Raw genomic sequence first — 16,042 nt, 5'->3', positions numbered from 1 at the left:
TATTTATGTTGAAATGTAAGATAAACATCTTTAAAATGAGTATGAAGCTTTGATAGGAACATGTAAAAGGAGAGAAAAAAAATGGCTAAATACACAATTGTTGATAAAGATACATGTATCGCTTGTGGCGCTTGCGGAGCCGCAGCACCAGATATTTATGATTATGATGATGAAGGTATCGCCTTCGTTATTTTAGATGATAACATGGGAACAACTGAAGTTCCAGAAGATCTACTAGAAGACATGCAAGATGCTTTCGAAGGCTGCCCAACTGACTCAATCAAAGTAGCAGATGAGACTTTCGATGGCGACTCATTAAAATTCGAATAGTTTTAATTGTATCTTTAAAGGCACCCTTAACTGGGTGCCTTTATTTTTATCTCCTCATGTATTAGTTGATTGGAGCGGAGAATGGGCGACTCCTTTGGGATCAGCAATCGAGGATCGAAGGCGAAAATCATCATATCCTGTGATAACGCCTTCGCGGCCAACATCGACGCTGCCGCCATATTGCCACTACACTTTCTCGCAAAAAAACATCTGTTGGCGTGAGACCCTGTAGCATAGCGAAGCGTCAGCAAACGTTTTATCTGTGCGAAAGCAAAGCGTCAGCAACAACAATTGTTTTCTGTAGCGAAAGCAAAGCGGCAGCTACAAAGCGCCCAGTCGGAACGGAAATCAACCACACGTTTTGTTTGGTGATAATCCATAATTTAGTTAATAGATTCGTATAGATTCTTGCTTATACCAGATTAATCAATTAAATAATCTTGCAGCAAAAATGTAAATAACCCCCTTCAGGTTCATCTCTAACATAGTAGAGATGAATTTTTTTGTACTTTTCAACGTAAAGTTGGTCACTCTTTTCATCTTATTATTGCAACCATTTTTTATGTATGATAAGATTTTAGTAGTTGGTACTAATAACAGATATTATTTCATAAACATAAAGGGGTTCTTATTAGATGATGGATAATTTATTACAATTAAAAGATAAGAATATTGTCGTAATGGGCGTGGCAAACGATCGAAGTATTGCTTGGGGTATCGCAAAACGTTTATTTGATGTAGGCGCAAATGTTATTTTCACATACCGTCAAGAACGTTCATTAAAAAAATTACAAATGCAATTAGAGAAAATCGGACAATCTGATTCACTGATCGTACAATGTGATGTTAACAGCGACGAGGGCACAAAAGCCGCTTTCGAAGAAATCGGTACAAAAGTAGGCGTAATCCACGGGATTGTCCACTCAGTAGCGTTTGCTAATGCAGAAGATTTACACAATCGTTTCTTAAATACAACTCGTGATGGCTATGCATTTGCGCAAGACACTAGCGCCTATTCTCTTATTTCAGCAGCAAAGGCCGCACATCCTTATATGACTGAAGGTGGTTCTATCGTAACAATGAGTTACTTAGGAGCAGAGCGTGTCCTTGATGGTTACAATGTTATGGGTGTAGCAAAAGCTGCATTAGAGGCATCTATGCGCTATCTTGCTGCAGATATTGGTAAAGATAATATTCGCGTTAATGCAATCTCAGCTGGAGCGATTCGCACACTTGCTGCAAAAGGGGTTCCTTCTTTCAATACAATTTTACACAAAGTCGAAGAAACAGCTCCTTTAAAACGTAATGTTCAACAAGATGAAGTAGCAGATATGACAATCGTGATGCTTTCTCACTTATCTCGCGGTGTAACAGGCGAAACGATTTACATTGACGCAGGCTACAATATTATGGGTTAAATACAAAAAAAGCATGGAAGATCAAAATTGATCTCTCATGCTTTTTTGTTTCGGATTTATAAATCTGTTATTTTATTACCTTTGGAGCTGGGTAATCAAAGCCCTTTGTATCTACTTCGACCTTTTTCATTTGTTGGTCTTTGATTGGTTTTTCACCTTCTCGTTCAACAGCAGCGATAGCATCTACTGTTTCCATCCCCTCGATTACTTTCCCAAAAGCAGCATATTGGCCATCTAGTTGCGAAGTATCCTTTACCATAATGAAAAATTGAGATCCCGCAGAATTCGGATCATTTGAACGAGCCATTGAAATAACACCGCGTTCATGCTTTAAATCATTTTTAAAATCATTTGATGTAAACTCACCTTCTATCGAATAATCCGGTCCTCCTGTACCATTACCTGAAGGATCTCCACCTTGAATCATAAAATCAGGGACAACTCGATGGAAAATAAGACCATCATAAAAGCCTTTTTTAGCTAAGGAAATAAAATTTGCTACCGTATTCGGCGCTGTAGAAGGCTCTAATTCGATGACGATTTTTTCATCATTGTCCATCGTAATCGTCACAATTGGATTTTCCTTCACCTTTGATGAATAATCTACATTGTCTTCCGATTTTTCTTTAGTGGCTCCACAACCTGTCAAAACTAAAACTACCGCCAGCAAAGCAAAGACAAAAGAAAATCCTTTATTACGTGCAAACATATCTTTCAACTCCTCTTTATATCCAGTCTACTCATTATACTATCAGATAGTTTACGACAAATCATTTTTTATGAAGATCATGCAAATGAAGGAAATAAGCTCAATAACCCTCCACAAATAAATAAGGTTCCTAGCGCCCTGCTACAATGCGTTGTTTAGTAATGATCCCCTTTAATAAAAATGAAAGTAAGCATGCAATGACTAAAAATACCGCAATCATACTAATAACGCCTCCCCAGCCGAAGTACATCCAAAACACACCCCCTACCGTTCCTCCAACACTTGAACCGAAATAATAGAAAAATAAATAGAGAGAAGAAGCTTGTGCTTTATCATGAGTGGCTCGTTTACTTACCCAGCCACTAGCAATCGAATGTGCTGCAAAGAAGCCAAATGTAAAGATTGTAATCCCTAAAATTTTTAAACTAAGTAGCCCATTTGATGTTAAAATCGCCCCTGTAAACATGATCGCAATAGACAATAACAGCATCTTTTGACGGCCATATCGATCAGCTAGACTACCGAACCAAGCAGAGCTAAAAGTACCTACTAAGTAAATAACAAAAATCCAACCAACTATTGTGGCACTTAAATTATAAGGGGGCGCCATCAATTTAAATCCAATGTAGTTATAAAGAGTCACAAAGCTCCCCATTAATACAAAGCCAATACCAAAAAGACAAAGCATGGATGGGTCCTTTACATGTTGTAAAAGAGATGTCGCCAATGATTTTATCTGTAATGGTCGAGCTGTAAAATGCTTGGAGTTAGGAAGCATCCAGATAAATAACACACTAATCATTAGACTGATAACACCTAGTACAATCATCCCCACTTGCCAATTGTAAAGATCCGTTAATGTCCCTATAATAACTCGACCACTAAGCCCACCTACCGAATTACCACTTATGTATAAGCCCATTGCTATACCTAAACTAGATGGATCCACTTCCTCCCCTAAATAAGCCATCGCAATTGCTGGCAACCCTGCAAAAACAACACCCTGTATAACACGTAACACTAATAACGTTTCAAAATTTGGAGAAAAAGCAAGGGCAAGCGTAATTATAGATGCCGCAAAAATAGAAACCGTCATCAAGGACTTCCTGCCCCATGCCTCTGATAATGAGCCAACAATAATCATACTGATGGATAACGCAAAGGTTGTCACAGAAAGTGTTAAACTCGCAATAGCTGGTGATACATGAAACTCCTTCGCAAATGTTGGCAATAATGGCTGTGTCACATATAAGTTGGCAAAGGTAATAAAGCCCGCTAAAAATAAAGCCCAGTTTGCTTTATGAAACGCCTTTGTCCCTTTTTGAATGTAATCCATTTCTCTCTCTCCTTAACGTACTTCCAATGCTACTATTATTCTAATACAATAATCTTCAAAACTCACGATTATTTGTCATAAAATAGACAAAATCATCTCTTGTATGCACGATTTCATTTGACACTCCATCCATGACTATAGTCACATTTTCTACATATAAATTTAGTTTTTATCTATTTTGAGTTGGCAAATATTGTGTTACAGTGAAAGTAATCATCTAGCAATCATTGGTAATTAGGCTCCGATGACTAAACTATTTTCGTTGCACAGATTTGGAGGAATTTTCATGAAGATTATTGAAGCTTTAGCCCTTTCAGTACCCTATATCCACCTTGCATTAAAGGAAGAAGCAATCGTGGCTGTCGTTGAGAAGGAAAGTGAAACAGTTGTAAAATACTTAGCTGGCAAACGTGTAGATTCAGGCTATCTAGATGGTCAAAAGGTAAATGCTAATGACCAAAATGTTTTCATTGCCTTTAGTGGAAAAAATGCTGATGTCGTTATACCAGAGGACGTATACGGAGTTGCCATCAATGCGTTTTCTTTTCCAATCCGTGAAAATGGGAAAGTTGTAGGAGCTCTAGCGTTTGGACTGCCAATCGACAATGAACTTAAACTCGAGGATTATATGGGAACAATGGATAGCATCGTTAACAGCCTACAGGACAAAGTACATACGATCGCCTCACATTCAGAGGAATTGGCAGCAACAAGTGAGGAAATTAACAAACAAGCACAGCACGCCCTTGAAGATTCAGAGAAAACAAATGAAGTTACAGATTTAATAAAAAGCATTTCTCGCCAAACCAATTTACTCGGCTTAAATGCCTCTATTGAGGCGGCTCGTGCTGGTCAGCATGGCGCTGGCTTTAACATCGTAGCGCAGGAAGTTAGAAAGCTATCTTCCGAAACATCAAGCGCGACTGAAAACATTGAAGCATCCCTAAGAAATATAAATAGAAACCTTGATAACCTAAAGCAAAATATGGGGCAAATCAATGACGCTACAAACGAACAGGCTCAACTCGTTCAAGATTTCAGTGAAATTATCGAGGAGTTAACAGTTCTTAGTCGTGAAATGAAGGGCTTTATGCATGATGCTTTAAAATAATGAAGGGGGGAATAACATTGCAAATTATTATTAATCCAGAATTATCTTTACGTACTATCGAATTAGAAGATGCTAATGCTGTTTTTGCCTTAACAGATGCATCACGAGCATATTTACGTGAATGGTTGCCGTGGTTAGATTACACGAAAGAAATAGCCGATACAACAGCATATATAGAGGGCTGCATAAAAGGACATGAAGCTAAAAGTAGCCTCTCTCTTGTTATCATTTTTCGAAATGAAATTGTTGGCGTCGCTGGCTTCAACACGATAAATCATAGCAATAAAATCGCTGCTATTGGCTATTGGCTCAGTGAAGGAGCTCAAGGGCATGGTATTATGTCGCAAACCGTACTGGCATTATTACAATATGCTTTTGAGGATATACAGCTCAATAAGGTCGAAATCCGTGCTGCTGTGGGCAACAAAAAAAGCCGTGCCATCCCTGAGCGCCTAGGCTTTACAAAAGAGGGAACGATTCGAGCGGCAGAATGGCTTTATGATCATTATGTCGACCATGTTGCTTACGGTATGCTCGCTAGTGAATGGAAACAAATGAAAGAAAAATAAAAGCTTCTCAAAAATAGCCGCCCGATATTACAAATATCAGGCGGCTAAAATTTTATTTTTGTTCAACTGTTTCTTTAACTTCTTCTTGCATTTCATGATCTGTAGTTTGCGCTTGCTTTCCTAAGCCTACTGCTATTTGCTCTAATTCAGGACGTAATGTATGCTTCCCTGCGTAGCTTTCAATTAGTTCTTTAACGTCAATCCCTGAAGTTTCCTTCAACGATTCCTGTAATGTTGACATTAAATTAGTTGCGTAGGCAGTTACTTTATTGGCACCGCCGCTTCCTTCCCCACCGCCAGTATCAACAACAGTAATCTTATCAATATTGCCAAGCGGACTCGCAAGCTCTTTCGCATATTCTGGCATCATACGTACAATCATATCAAGAACAGCTGCTTGACCATAGTATTCGAAGGCTTCCGCAATTTTACGTTTTGCCTCGGCTTCTGCTAGACCGCGAAGACGAATAATATCCGCATCTGTTTCCCCTTTTGCACGCTCAGCATCCGCCTTTGCAAGACCATCCAAACGAATTTTCTCTGCTTCGGCTTGTGCTAATGATTCAATACGGTATTTCTCCGCATCTGCCTGTGCTAGTTCACGCATTTTAGCCGCAACTGCATTTTGTTCGACAGCGTAACGATCAGCGTCAGCCTTTTTCTTAACTTCTGAATCATATTGCTTCTCACGACGTAAAATCTCTTTTTCCTCTAATTCAATTTGCTTTTGACGTTCAATAATGCGAATTTGCATTTCTTGTTCTGTTACTTCCTGTTTTGCACGAGCCGTTTCAAGTTCATATGCTTGGTCAGCACGTGCTTTAGCGATATCTTGCTCACGACGGAATTCTGCTACCTTTAATTGATTTTCTTTTTCCGCTTCTGCAATTTCAGTCGCACGTTCAAGCTCTGCCTTTTGTGCTTCTTTCGATGCTTCAGCACGCTTAATACGTGTTTCCTTTTCTGCATCTGCAGTTGCAATATCCGCATCACGTTTAACCTGTGCAATACGTGGCTTACCAAGCGAGTCTAAGTAGCCATTTTTATCGCGAACATCTTTAATCGTAAACGAAACGATCGTCAGACCCATTTTCGCCAAATCCTGAGACGCAACACGCTGTACTTCCTGAGAGAATTTATCACGGTTTTTATATATTTCCTCAACCGTCATTGAACCTAAGATTGAACGTAAATGGCCTTCTAACACTTCACGTGCCTCATTTTCACGCTCATCCTTTTGCTTCCCTAAAAATTGTTCTGCTGCCGTAGCAATTTCAGAAATAGAACCACCAATTTTAATGATTGCTGTTCCATCTGCCATAACCGGTACGCCTTGTTCCGTATACACTTCAGGTGTAGTCACATCAAGTTTACTAGATAATAGGCTTAATGGCCGTGCTTGCTGGAAAATCGGGAATACAAATGTACCGCCACCACGAATAATTTTTATACGATTTCCTGACTCATCTTTATGTACATTTTTTGAGCCAAGATAGCTACCTGTCACAATCAGTGCTTCATCAGGACCCGCTGTACGATACTTTGTCACATAAAGCGCAACTAATGCGATTAAAACAAAGGCTACAATCCCTAATACAATTAAAATCTCCATTGACATATAAATATCGCTCCTTTATAAAAATTTCTTATCATAAGATCTCACAAAAAGTGTTCCTTCCTTTACTTCTACAACAAGTACTGTCGTATCGTAATCGATAGCCTCATTGTCAAAACCTGTTGCTCGCTTCGAAATCATACCGCTAGTCGTTTCAATAACTACTTCTCCAAAACCGTCTGTCGGGATTGGGACAATGACCTTTCCTAACTGGCCACCAAGCGATTCTTCCGTATAAGCTAAAGAAACATCGGCCGATCGTAGCGGAACAAGAACGAATAAATAAAATAGTGCACTTAAAATAGCTCCGATGATACAAGCAGCAACAATGTTCCAAACGCTAGGGAAGAAGGCTAATTTTTCTAAAATAAACCCTGTTGCTGACATCAACGTAATGAAAGATAGAATGACACTCGGATTAAAAATCGGTAGCCCCTCTCCAATGCCCTCGACAGCATCACCAAAAAACATAATTAAAAGAGTTGCAAGACCCCCGAAAATTAATACCACTAAAAAGATCTGCTCGAGTGAATAGCCAAATAGCGTCAAGTTGTTCACCCCTTTTCATTGTATTACCTACTATACGGATGCAACTTACAAAAGGTTTCGTAATTTTTTATATTTTCTTAATTTTGAATGATAGGTTGCGAAATATGTTCTTTACAAAATAAAAAGCATGTCCCTGATTAGCTTTATTTAGAAGCTCCAATCGGCTGACATACTTTTCTTATATTCTAGTACATTAATGTGGTTAAAGAACCCTTCGAAGAATGCTCGGCAACTCATATGACCAACCTTTCGACACAGAAATATTTGGTTTAGGTAAAACACACAAGCAACATAAATCTATTTGCATATAGTGTCAATATATGATAGAAAGGGTGTGTATCGTGAAAAACGAACATAAAAATAATAAAACGTTCAGGTTCAAGTTTAGATCAAACCCAAGTTGTCGTTGTCATTGTTGTGGTTTTTGTTGCCCTTGTCGTTGTAAGCCACCATTTATACCTGAGCCACCACCAACTCCACCTTGTCATTTTTTAGTGTATGTTACAGACGCTGGTCAGTTAGCTACTCCTGATAAAAGGGTATCAGTAATTGATACGGCGACAAATACGATAGTCGCTGACATTCCAGTAGGAACGGCTCCACTAGAAGTAGCGATTACACCAGATGGAGCATTTGGTTATGTTCCAGCTCTCTTCTCTGATAATGTAACGGTTTTTAATACTGCAACAAACGCTGTAGTCACTACCATTCCAGTAGGATTTCAACCTCTTGGTGTAGCGGTTTCACCAGATGGAACACTTGTTTATGTATCAAATCATGGAGCTGGAGCTAACTCTGTATCTGTCATTAGCACAGCTACAAATACCGTAATTGCCACTATTCCAGTAGGGCTCCAACCTCAGGGCATAGCTTTTACTCCGGATAGTGCGTTTGCTTACGTTGCGAACGAAAACTCAAATTCAATATCAGTTATAAATACAGCAACAAATTCCACGGTTGGTCCTCCAATCCCTGTGGGAACTCGCCCAAGATCAATCGTTTTCACACCGAACGGACAATTTGCTTACGTTACAAATGAAAGTAGTAACAACGTATCTGTAATTGTAGCATCTACAAATACGGTATTTACTACAATCCCTGTGGGAACAGGACCTGTTGGAACAGCCATTACACCTGATGGAACATTTGTTTACATTGTAAATAAAGGTAATAATACTGTATCTGTCATAAGTACAGTAACAAATATTGTGGTTGATATAATTCCAGTAGGGTTATCTCCTGACCAAGTAACTATCTTGCCGGATGGTACACTTGCTTATGTCACAAATCAACTTGACAATACTGTCTCTGTCATAGACATTGAAACAAATACAGTAATCGATACAATTCCAGGGTTTAATGGTCCAACTGGCATAGACACAGGGACAATCTGCCTAGTTTCGGAGCTCTAGAGTTAAATCAAATATACCTCGGCATAATTGCATCCGGAATCGACTTTAACTTCTTTCAGCGGGTGTTTAAACACCCGCTGAAAAGTAACTTAAATCCACATTCATCTCACCACTTATAGAGGCGGTAGACTTCTTTACCTGGAGCTTCACTATCGGCACAAAAGACATTTGTAGTTGACGCTACCAAAGACATTTGCTGAAAGAAGTTAAAACAAGCATCCCTAGTTCATCTGCTTAAAAGCAGACATACTTTCTATTGCCATTTGCGCAATTGAAGTATGTCTTTTTGATATTGTTATGTGTTTCACCTATCGATTATCAGTCCCTTGCTGTTCACTACCTTCTAAATATATAGGTATTTCTTCTGAGTCAATCTGACATATTTGACCTCGCTATGGAAAGTGGGGCTAGCTCATAGCTACCCCCACTCAAAACAAATTATATAGACATTCACAATGCCTTTAAGATTCTAATACATTTAAAATAGCATCGAGATCATTGACAGCAATATCTAGGCGTTCCTTTGCATCGATATTTTGCTGTTTTAATTGATTAAACTCTAGCAAATTTTTCTCATGCTTTAATTTGATAGAAGACAAGCGTTCAATTCGTGATTCTACCTTTTCTATAGCTTGCTCACAAACTGTTGTCCATAGCTTTTCTGATTGCTGCATTTCAGTCGTTGATGGGTTGTGTTGACGCATAATTCGTGCATATACAGCTTCAATTTGTTCTATTAATTCTGAATAAAAATGTCGCTCAACACGAGTTGTTTGGAATGTTGGATGCTCTACCTCTTTTGCATATGGGGTAATTTGACGTAGTAGCTTCCCAGCATTTTCTCCAAAACCATGTGATAAATTTAGTACATTCATTAACTGTAAAAGTAGACGAATTTCTTCTAGATTAATAAGCTGTGAATCGATGCTTTCCTTTAACTTTAAGGATTCTATATAGCGTCGATCAAAGTGTTCAATTTCACCGTTGCGTTGCTCTACTAAATGATCACTTGCATTGTCTTTTAAGCTTTTAATATAGCGAATTGCGTGGCTTTTTAGCTCTTCCATCGACAGCAAGTTGTCATTATCTTGTTGTGGCTTTCCTCGTTGAACATACGCAAATGCATCCATTTTTTTGGGCCATTGTGCTGCTGAGGTTTCTTCTGAGACATTATAGCGTATATAAATTCCGTGCATTCCATATCCTCCAAGTCCATTAAACAAGTATCTCTAAAGACAATAAATCGAATACGCTATTTTTTCAAGTAAAAAACTTTTAAAGATTAAAAATCCTTCTTTTGAACAATTATCAGAAAATTCCGAGTAGTCGTTACTGTTCAGGATTGCAATATTTATTAAACGGGCGATTTTACCACTTTATCTTTTACAAGCTGTTCTCACGTGGTTTGAAACATATTCTACGACTAAAATAAGCACAATTGTCTCCCCCTAAAAGGGGCTCTCGCCTTGCACGACTAATAGACATTCCTAATTGATCTCCCAAATTAGAACCTAGCATTTTTATTTTTCATCCTAATTAAGCATCTTGTCGTATTTGATGAATGCTTTTTCCTTCAGTAAAGGCATGAATCGATTTTAATTTACCTATTGACTTGAAATTTGCCTTGTCATAGACCTTTGCAACCTGCTCATTGATTGGCAAGATCCAGAGATATTCTAACCCCTGTTTTACCGACTCTCGCTGAATGTGTTGCAGAATATATCCAATCAATCCTCGTCCTCGGTAACTTTCAACCGTCGCTACACTCTCAATTCTCCCTTGATTCCCTGAGATGAAAATATTGGCAGTACAGCATGCTTTGCCATCCACTCTTAATAAATAATACGTAAAATGCGGAGAATGATAGGTTTTCTCAAAAGCTTGTTTGATTAATGCAGGCTCCCCAAATGTAGAAATACTCATTTCAACGGCTAATGCTTCCTCCATATTGGCATCTGTTACACGTTCAATTTGTATGGCTGGATTATGAGATAATTGCGCGTATTCACCATTCCAACACTGTACATCATCTGTAAAACTTTCATATTGAAAGCCATGATGCTCCAATGCCTCTATACATGACTGATTTTCCTCCACGTTGTATAAATACAATCTAGGGATAAGAGATTTCGACTGATAGAAATTCTTGATTTCCTTTAAAAACATATCTGGTTCGGTTATCTTCTTCCAAATGTGTGCATGATTGGCGTCGTAATAGGTTGGCATTTCCTTATTATAAAATAATACTCCTTCCTTACATGTTTCTATCTCACTAAAACTTTTAATATAATCAATATCTAACTGCATGATATGTTCAATTTTATGCATGCTCTGTTCCTCCCTCAATCCATCTTTCATATAAACCCTCTAACTGCTGTTCAAGCTTTTGACGTTGCTCCTTAGCAAGTAGTGGCTCCTTTAATTTCATTTCAAGCTTTTCAATTTGTTCTTCAATGGATATCTCTTTTTTAGTCGCGTAGATCTTTTCAGGAGCTTCTTTTATAACTGGTTCATTTACTATTTCTAAGCGACGTTTCTGTCTTGCCCATTCATAATCCCCTTCAAACACTTGAATCGTTTCATGCTCAATCCATGCAACTTTCGTAAAAATCTTTTGTAGAAAGTAGCGGTCATGCGAAACACCAATAATAGTCCCTTCAAAGGATTCCAGTGTATCTTCCAATACCTCTCTTGCTTCAATATCTAAATGGTTAGTCGGCTCATCCAGTATCAATAAATTAATATCCTCATGCATTAACTGCGCTAGACGTAAGCGCATTTTTTCTCCGCCACTTAAATCCTTCACTTTTTTAAAGACGTCATAACCATAAAATAAAAACTGAGCAAGAATATGACGTGCTTCAGCCTCTGACACAGAGACGGTCTCACGGAAGGCATCTATTAAACGAATGGCAGGATTTTTATGCTCAAACTGTTGCGATAAGTAGCCAATTTTAACACTACTGCCGACATGGCAAACACCTTCATTTGGTTCTACTTCACCTAGCATCATTTTTAATAACGTTGATTTTCCACTGCCATTGTCACCCACAATCGCCAGTCGTTCTTCAAAGTAAACCGATAAATCACTTTCCTTAAATAATGGTTTTTCAAATGTATGGCTAATGCCCTTCATTTGTACAACCTCTTTACCACTACGCTCAGCCATTGTTAAAGCTAAATTCATTTTCTTTTTCGTTGTAGGCTTCTTCACACGCTCTATACGGGCTAGTGCTTTTTCCATACTTTTTGCGCGTCGATGCAGCCCTGCATTTGGCGGATTCGCTTCATTTGCCCATTGCTTTAAACGCTTTATTGTTTCCTGCATTTTTTTAATTTTCTTTTGCTGTTCTTCGTATTCAGCAAACTGCTGTTCAACCTTTGCTTCTTTTTGCGCTACAAATGCATCGTAATTACCGACATACGAAAATGCCTCTCCATCCTCAATCTCAATTATTTTGTGAGCCATCTGATTCATAAATTGACGATCATGTGATACTACAATAACAATTTCAACAAAGTTACGGACATAATTTTCTAGCCATTCAATTGCCTGCATATCTAAATGGTTAGTCGGTTCATCTAATAGCAAAATAGAAGGATTGCTTAACAAGATTTGCCCAAGCATCACCTTTGTTTTCTCCCCACCGCTTAAGCTACTAAAACGCTGCTCAAGTAATGGTGTAATACCTAGGCCATTTGCAATCATGGCTAATTGGGCATCCATCTCATAGCCACCCTGCAGCATAAACTGTTCCTGCACATGACCATATTGCTGGAGTACCTTATCTGTTACCGCTGACAGCATCTCTTGCTCCAGTTTTGTCATGTGTGCCTTCAATGCATATATTTCCGCAAATGCCTCCTCCAGTACTGCTCTTACTGAGTACGTAGGATAATGTGGAATTTGATGTAAATACCCAACTGTTGCTTCCTTGCTTTTTATGATTCGACCCTTATCCGGTGTATCCGAACCAGCTAGTAACTGTAATAAAGTCGTTTTTCCACAGCCATTCACGCCAACAATGGCAACATGCTCCGCAGTATTAACTTCTAATTGAAGTCCTTCAAATAAAACATTTCCACCAATAATTTTTTGTATTTGCTCAGCTTTAATTTGCATCGTTTTCTCCTCCAAAGAAACGTGCGAAAAACATTTTTAGACACAAAAAAGACTGCTCGATTAACAAGCAGTCTTTTCCTCATTAGTTTGTGAAAAAGAATGGTTAATTCGCTACGTTTGATATTTGATTTTGCTTAAAAATGGACAGACCTATCCCGTTGTTCGCAAAATCGAAAGTAATCACACGTGCAAAATACATAGCTGTATCCACTTTTACACATGTTTTCGTAGCGTTTTTATTCATTCCTTTTCACCTCCGTTCATAATAGTTAACTTTATAATACCATAATTCCGATAAATTGGAAAAGAAAAAATTTCAAAGTTTAAGATAATTGCGTTTTTTTTAAAGCAGATAAAGAATCATCATTTAATAAGGATGCTATTATTATCTTTTTTATAACAATGAAACCAAAAAAGATAGTAACTTTTTTATATAATAATAGATAAATGATATATAATGAAAAATACTTTGAATTAAATTATTAAAAGAAAGAGGTGTTTAGTTGATAATTTTTATCCTCTCAGGAGTACTGGCATCTTTTTTCATTGTACTAGGATGTATCAAACCGGTTAGAAAAAAGGGTTATTTAGTTCTCTTTATCGGTTTAGCAATTAATGCATTTATTGCTCCAATTTCATTAGTTTTTGGCATTATGGCAACAGATAACCCCAGTTCAGGATTACTTGATTTTATTCTAGGCTTTTTATTTATTCAATCCATTCCATTGCTAATACTTTTTATATGTATTGTAGTAACTTTTATAATGAAAGGTGTCAACCAAACTATTTATAAATGAGTTTGAAATAAAAGCGATTTTCACAGCGACAATGCAAGAATTAGTGAGTAGCGCAAGCACACGAAACTTATTACCAGTAAAAAATACAGATGCTATGCAAGGATAGTATTAATATAATTATAAGCATTGCCTTATGATAGTAACTTTTTTAACATAATAATAGATCAATGATATATAATGAAAAATACTTTGAATTATTAATTCAGATATACATATTTTAACGGCAAGAGGTGTTTAGATATATCAGAACTTTTCGTATTAGTATTGGCATTTTTAATTGTAGTAGTAATTATCATATCGGTTGGAAAGAAGAGTTTCTCATTTTTCTTCATCGGTATTGCTTTAGTAATTAATGTAGCTGTTGCTCCAATTTCATTCTTTATTGGCATCTTCACAACAGATGACCCCAGTAAAGGGTCCCTTGCTTTTATTCAAGGATTTTTAAATATTCAATCCATTCCATTAGTAATACTTTTTATAAGTGTTTTAGTAAGTTTTATAATAAAACGATGTGTAAAACAAAAAATTTCTAAATGAGTTTGGATGAATAGCGATTATTACAGCTAATATGCAAGAATTAGCGAGTAGCGCAAGCACAAAAACATAGTGCTAGTGAAACGCGGAAGCTATGCAGGATAGTATTCATGCTAGCTGATCAAACAATTTATTGGCACTCATTGATCAATCAACATAGCACGTGCTGGAGAGATGGTAAGGGCTTTGTGGCTCGAAAGATTGTTCATTAGGATAATATCTAATGGGCAATCTTTTTTATTCGTCATCCCATTTCTTTTAAGGACGAAGATCAACTTATATACATACAGTGTTTATATTTCATAAATTTTCCATACAATAAACTGGTGATATCCACCTGTACTCTACGTTTTCACTTTTTTCACAAACGTTTTCACAAACGGTACGAGGAAAACGGATACGACAAGCACTCGGAACAGCTGAAATGCGGTGACGATCGTGACATTTGCATGCACGGAAGCCGCGATAATCCCCATTTGATCAAGTCCGCCTGGTACAATACTTAAAAAGCCTGTTCGAAAATCTAGGCTGTAAAAGCTCTTCATAACAAATGTTAAACCATAAGCTGCACCAATAAAGATACCTGCCGATACAAATGCGTAAAACACATGCTTCTTCGATAAATGTAAATCCTCTTTTTTCAATAAAAGCCCGATGTAAATGCCAAGCATCAGCTGTGCAATATGAAGTAGTGACAACGGCAATTTCGGTACGTCAATCCCTGCTATATTGATACCCATCAATAAAAACACCGGGCCAAGCATAAAGCCTGTCGGAATTCTTGCCATTTGCGCTAGCCAACCTGCTACTCCACAGGCAGCAAGTAATCCTATTAAGCTCCATGAATACGCTCCGCTGACAACTACACCAGTTCCCCCAGCCCCTGACACCATTAATGGCACAAAGCCGACTATTAAAAGAACCCTTAATATTTGGAAAAACGTAATCACGACCATATCCATGTCCCCTTGCTCCTCGGCAAAGGCAACAACTTGGGACATGCCACCAGGTACACAGCAAGTCAACGCAGTCGAAAAATCTAAATCCGCACGTTTGGCCACTAAATAACTAACACCAAAAAACAATACAATAAATAATACGTTTAAAACAATTATACTTCCTATAAATTGTTTAATATCCTGCACCGCTTCTGGCGTAAACGCAAAACCAATGGAATAGCCCGCAACGATTAAACCAAAATTACGAAAATATTTATGCCATTTCAATTGTACTTTTGTTGATAACTGAACTATTAGCACCGTTGCTATAGCTCCAAGTAACCAAGGCATTGGAATATGTAATAAATTAAATAAAACTGCACCTGTTAACCCTATACATAATGTAATGAACATGTGCTTGTCAAAAATAAACATAGAAGCAACCCCTCATGATTGTATCATTCTATTATGCCGTGAACCTGCCTATTTTTCTACATCATCACTTTTTTGCAAGGTCATATAACGTTCAAATTGAACCTGTTATCTACAAAATTTAACCTCTTATCCAAGATTTTCTCCAAGCCAAAATTTTCTATGCTAC

Annotated in this window: 16 protein-coding genes; 6 read left to right on the top strand and 10 right to left on the bottom strand. The window is 37.7% G+C overall.

Annotated features, from left to right (window positions below):
* Positions 1-81 precede the first annotated feature (81 nt).
* A complete protein-coding gene (locus tag AC3WSK_RS03290; RefSeq protein ID WP_053584054.1) occupies positions 82-330 on the top strand; it encodes a ferredoxin in 249 nt (82 codons plus the stop codon).
* Between the two features lie 635 nt (positions 331-965).
* The gene (fabI, locus tag AC3WSK_RS03285) at positions 966-1,748 is read left to right on the top strand and encodes an enoyl-ACP reductase FabI (protein WP_492414102.1); all 783 of its coding nucleotides are present in this window, start codon (positions 966-968) and stop codon (positions 1,746-1,748) included.
* Positions 1,749-1,815: 67 nt separating this feature from the next.
* Here fabI and AC3WSK_RS03280 read toward each other — a convergent pair whose 3' ends face one another.
* Both AC3WSK_RS03280 and AC3WSK_RS03275 read right to left on the bottom strand, forming a co-directional pair.
* On the bottom strand, positions 1,816-2,457 hold the full coding sequence (locus tag AC3WSK_RS03280) for a peptidylprolyl isomerase (RefSeq protein WP_492414103.1): 642 nt from the start codon (positions 2,455-2,457) through the stop codon (positions 1,816-1,818).
* A gap of 130 nt (positions 2,458-2,587) precedes the next feature.
* Positions 2,588-3,793 (bottom strand): MFS transporter, encoded by a 1,206-nt coding sequence (locus AC3WSK_RS03275; RefSeq protein WP_492414104.1) that lies wholly within the window; start codon positions 3,791-3,793, stop codon positions 2,588-2,590.
* A 286-nt stretch (positions 3,794-4,079) separates the two neighbouring features.
* Between AC3WSK_RS03275 and AC3WSK_RS03270 the strand changes: the two genes are divergently transcribed.
* Together AC3WSK_RS03270 and AC3WSK_RS03265 are read left to right on the top strand one after the other, a co-directional pair.
* Positions 4,080-4,904, top strand: coding sequence for a methyl-accepting chemotaxis protein (locus AC3WSK_RS03270; RefSeq protein WP_079559884.1), 825 nt, complete (start codon positions 4,080-4,082; stop codon positions 4,902-4,904).
* 17 nt (positions 4,905-4,921) lie between these two features.
* Positions 4,922-5,473, top strand: a complete 552-nt coding sequence (locus tag AC3WSK_RS03265; RefSeq protein WP_492414105.1) for a GNAT family N-acetyltransferase — start codon at positions 4,922-4,924, stop codon at positions 5,471-5,473.
* A 52-nt stretch (positions 5,474-5,525) separates the two neighbouring features.
* On the opposite strand, the gene floT is transcribed toward AC3WSK_RS03265, so the two are convergent.
* Complete coding sequence (gene floT / locus AC3WSK_RS03260) at positions 5,526-7,091, bottom strand: flotillin lipid rafts scaffold protein FloT (protein ID WP_079559882.1); 1,566 nt, start codon at positions 7,089-7,091, stop codon at positions 5,526-5,528.
* A gap of 15 nt (positions 7,092-7,106) precedes the next feature.
* Complete coding sequence (locus AC3WSK_RS03255) at positions 7,107-7,637, bottom strand: NfeD family membrane protein (protein WP_079559881.1); 531 nt, start codon at positions 7,635-7,637, stop codon at positions 7,107-7,109.
* A gap of 341 nt (positions 7,638-7,978) precedes the next feature.
* On the opposite strand from AC3WSK_RS03255, the gene AC3WSK_RS03250 reads away from it, so the two are divergent.
* Positions 7,979-9,049, top strand: a complete 1,071-nt coding sequence (locus tag AC3WSK_RS03250; RefSeq protein ID WP_492414106.1) for a beta-propeller fold lactonase family protein — start codon at positions 7,979-7,981, stop codon at positions 9,047-9,049.
* 461 nt (positions 9,050-9,510) lie between these two features.
* On the opposite strand, the gene AC3WSK_RS03245 is transcribed toward AC3WSK_RS03250, so the two are convergent.
* The 4 genes from AC3WSK_RS03245 to AC3WSK_RS03230 form a co-directional block, all read right to left on the bottom strand.
* Complete coding sequence (locus tag AC3WSK_RS03245) at positions 9,511-10,245, bottom strand: hypothetical protein (RefSeq protein WP_349661158.1); 735 nt, start codon at positions 10,243-10,245, stop codon at positions 9,511-9,513.
* 340 nt (positions 10,246-10,585) lie between these two features.
* Positions 10,586-11,377, bottom strand: a complete 792-nt coding sequence (locus AC3WSK_RS03240; RefSeq protein WP_427482890.1) for a GNAT family N-acetyltransferase — start codon at positions 11,375-11,377, stop codon at positions 10,586-10,588.
* Positions 11,370-13,172: a ribosomal protection-like ABC-F family protein gene (gene abc-f / locus AC3WSK_RS03235; RefSeq protein WP_427482892.1), complete on the bottom strand. Its 1,803-nt coding sequence runs from the start codon at positions 13,170-13,172 to the stop codon at positions 11,370-11,372. Before abc-f ends, AC3WSK_RS03240 begins: the two co-directional genes overlap by 8 nt.
* Before the next feature lie 103 nt (positions 13,173-13,275).
* Positions 13,276-13,416, bottom strand: coding sequence for an RAxF-45 family protein (locus AC3WSK_RS03230; RefSeq protein WP_166672191.1), 141 nt, complete (start codon positions 13,414-13,416; stop codon positions 13,276-13,278).
* 259 nt (positions 13,417-13,675) lie between these two features.
* On the opposite strand from AC3WSK_RS03230, the gene AC3WSK_RS03225 reads away from it, so the two are divergent.
* Positions 13,676-13,969, top strand: coding sequence for a hypothetical protein (locus AC3WSK_RS03225; RefSeq protein ID WP_427482894.1), 294 nt, complete (start codon positions 13,676-13,678; stop codon positions 13,967-13,969).
* 197 nt (positions 13,970-14,166) lie between these two features.
* Here the strand turns inward: AC3WSK_RS03225 and AC3WSK_RS03220 are convergent, their stop codons facing one another.
* Positions 14,167-14,364 (bottom strand): hypothetical protein, encoded by a 198-nt coding sequence (locus tag AC3WSK_RS03220; RefSeq protein ID WP_139376936.1) that lies wholly within the window; start codon positions 14,362-14,364, stop codon positions 14,167-14,169.
* Positions 14,365-14,847: 483 nt separating this feature from the next.
* On the bottom strand, positions 14,848-15,876 hold the full coding sequence (locus AC3WSK_RS03215; RefSeq protein ID WP_492414107.1) for an AbrB family transcriptional regulator: 1,029 nt from the start codon (positions 15,874-15,876) through the stop codon (positions 14,848-14,850).
* Positions 15,877-16,042 lie beyond the last annotated feature (166 nt).

The sequence above is a fragment of the Lysinibacillus sp. EB271-A1-10B genome (genome assembly GCF_058791335.1).
Note: the sequence above shows the minus strand (reverse complement) of the source record. Positions and strands in the feature narration are given on the sequence as shown.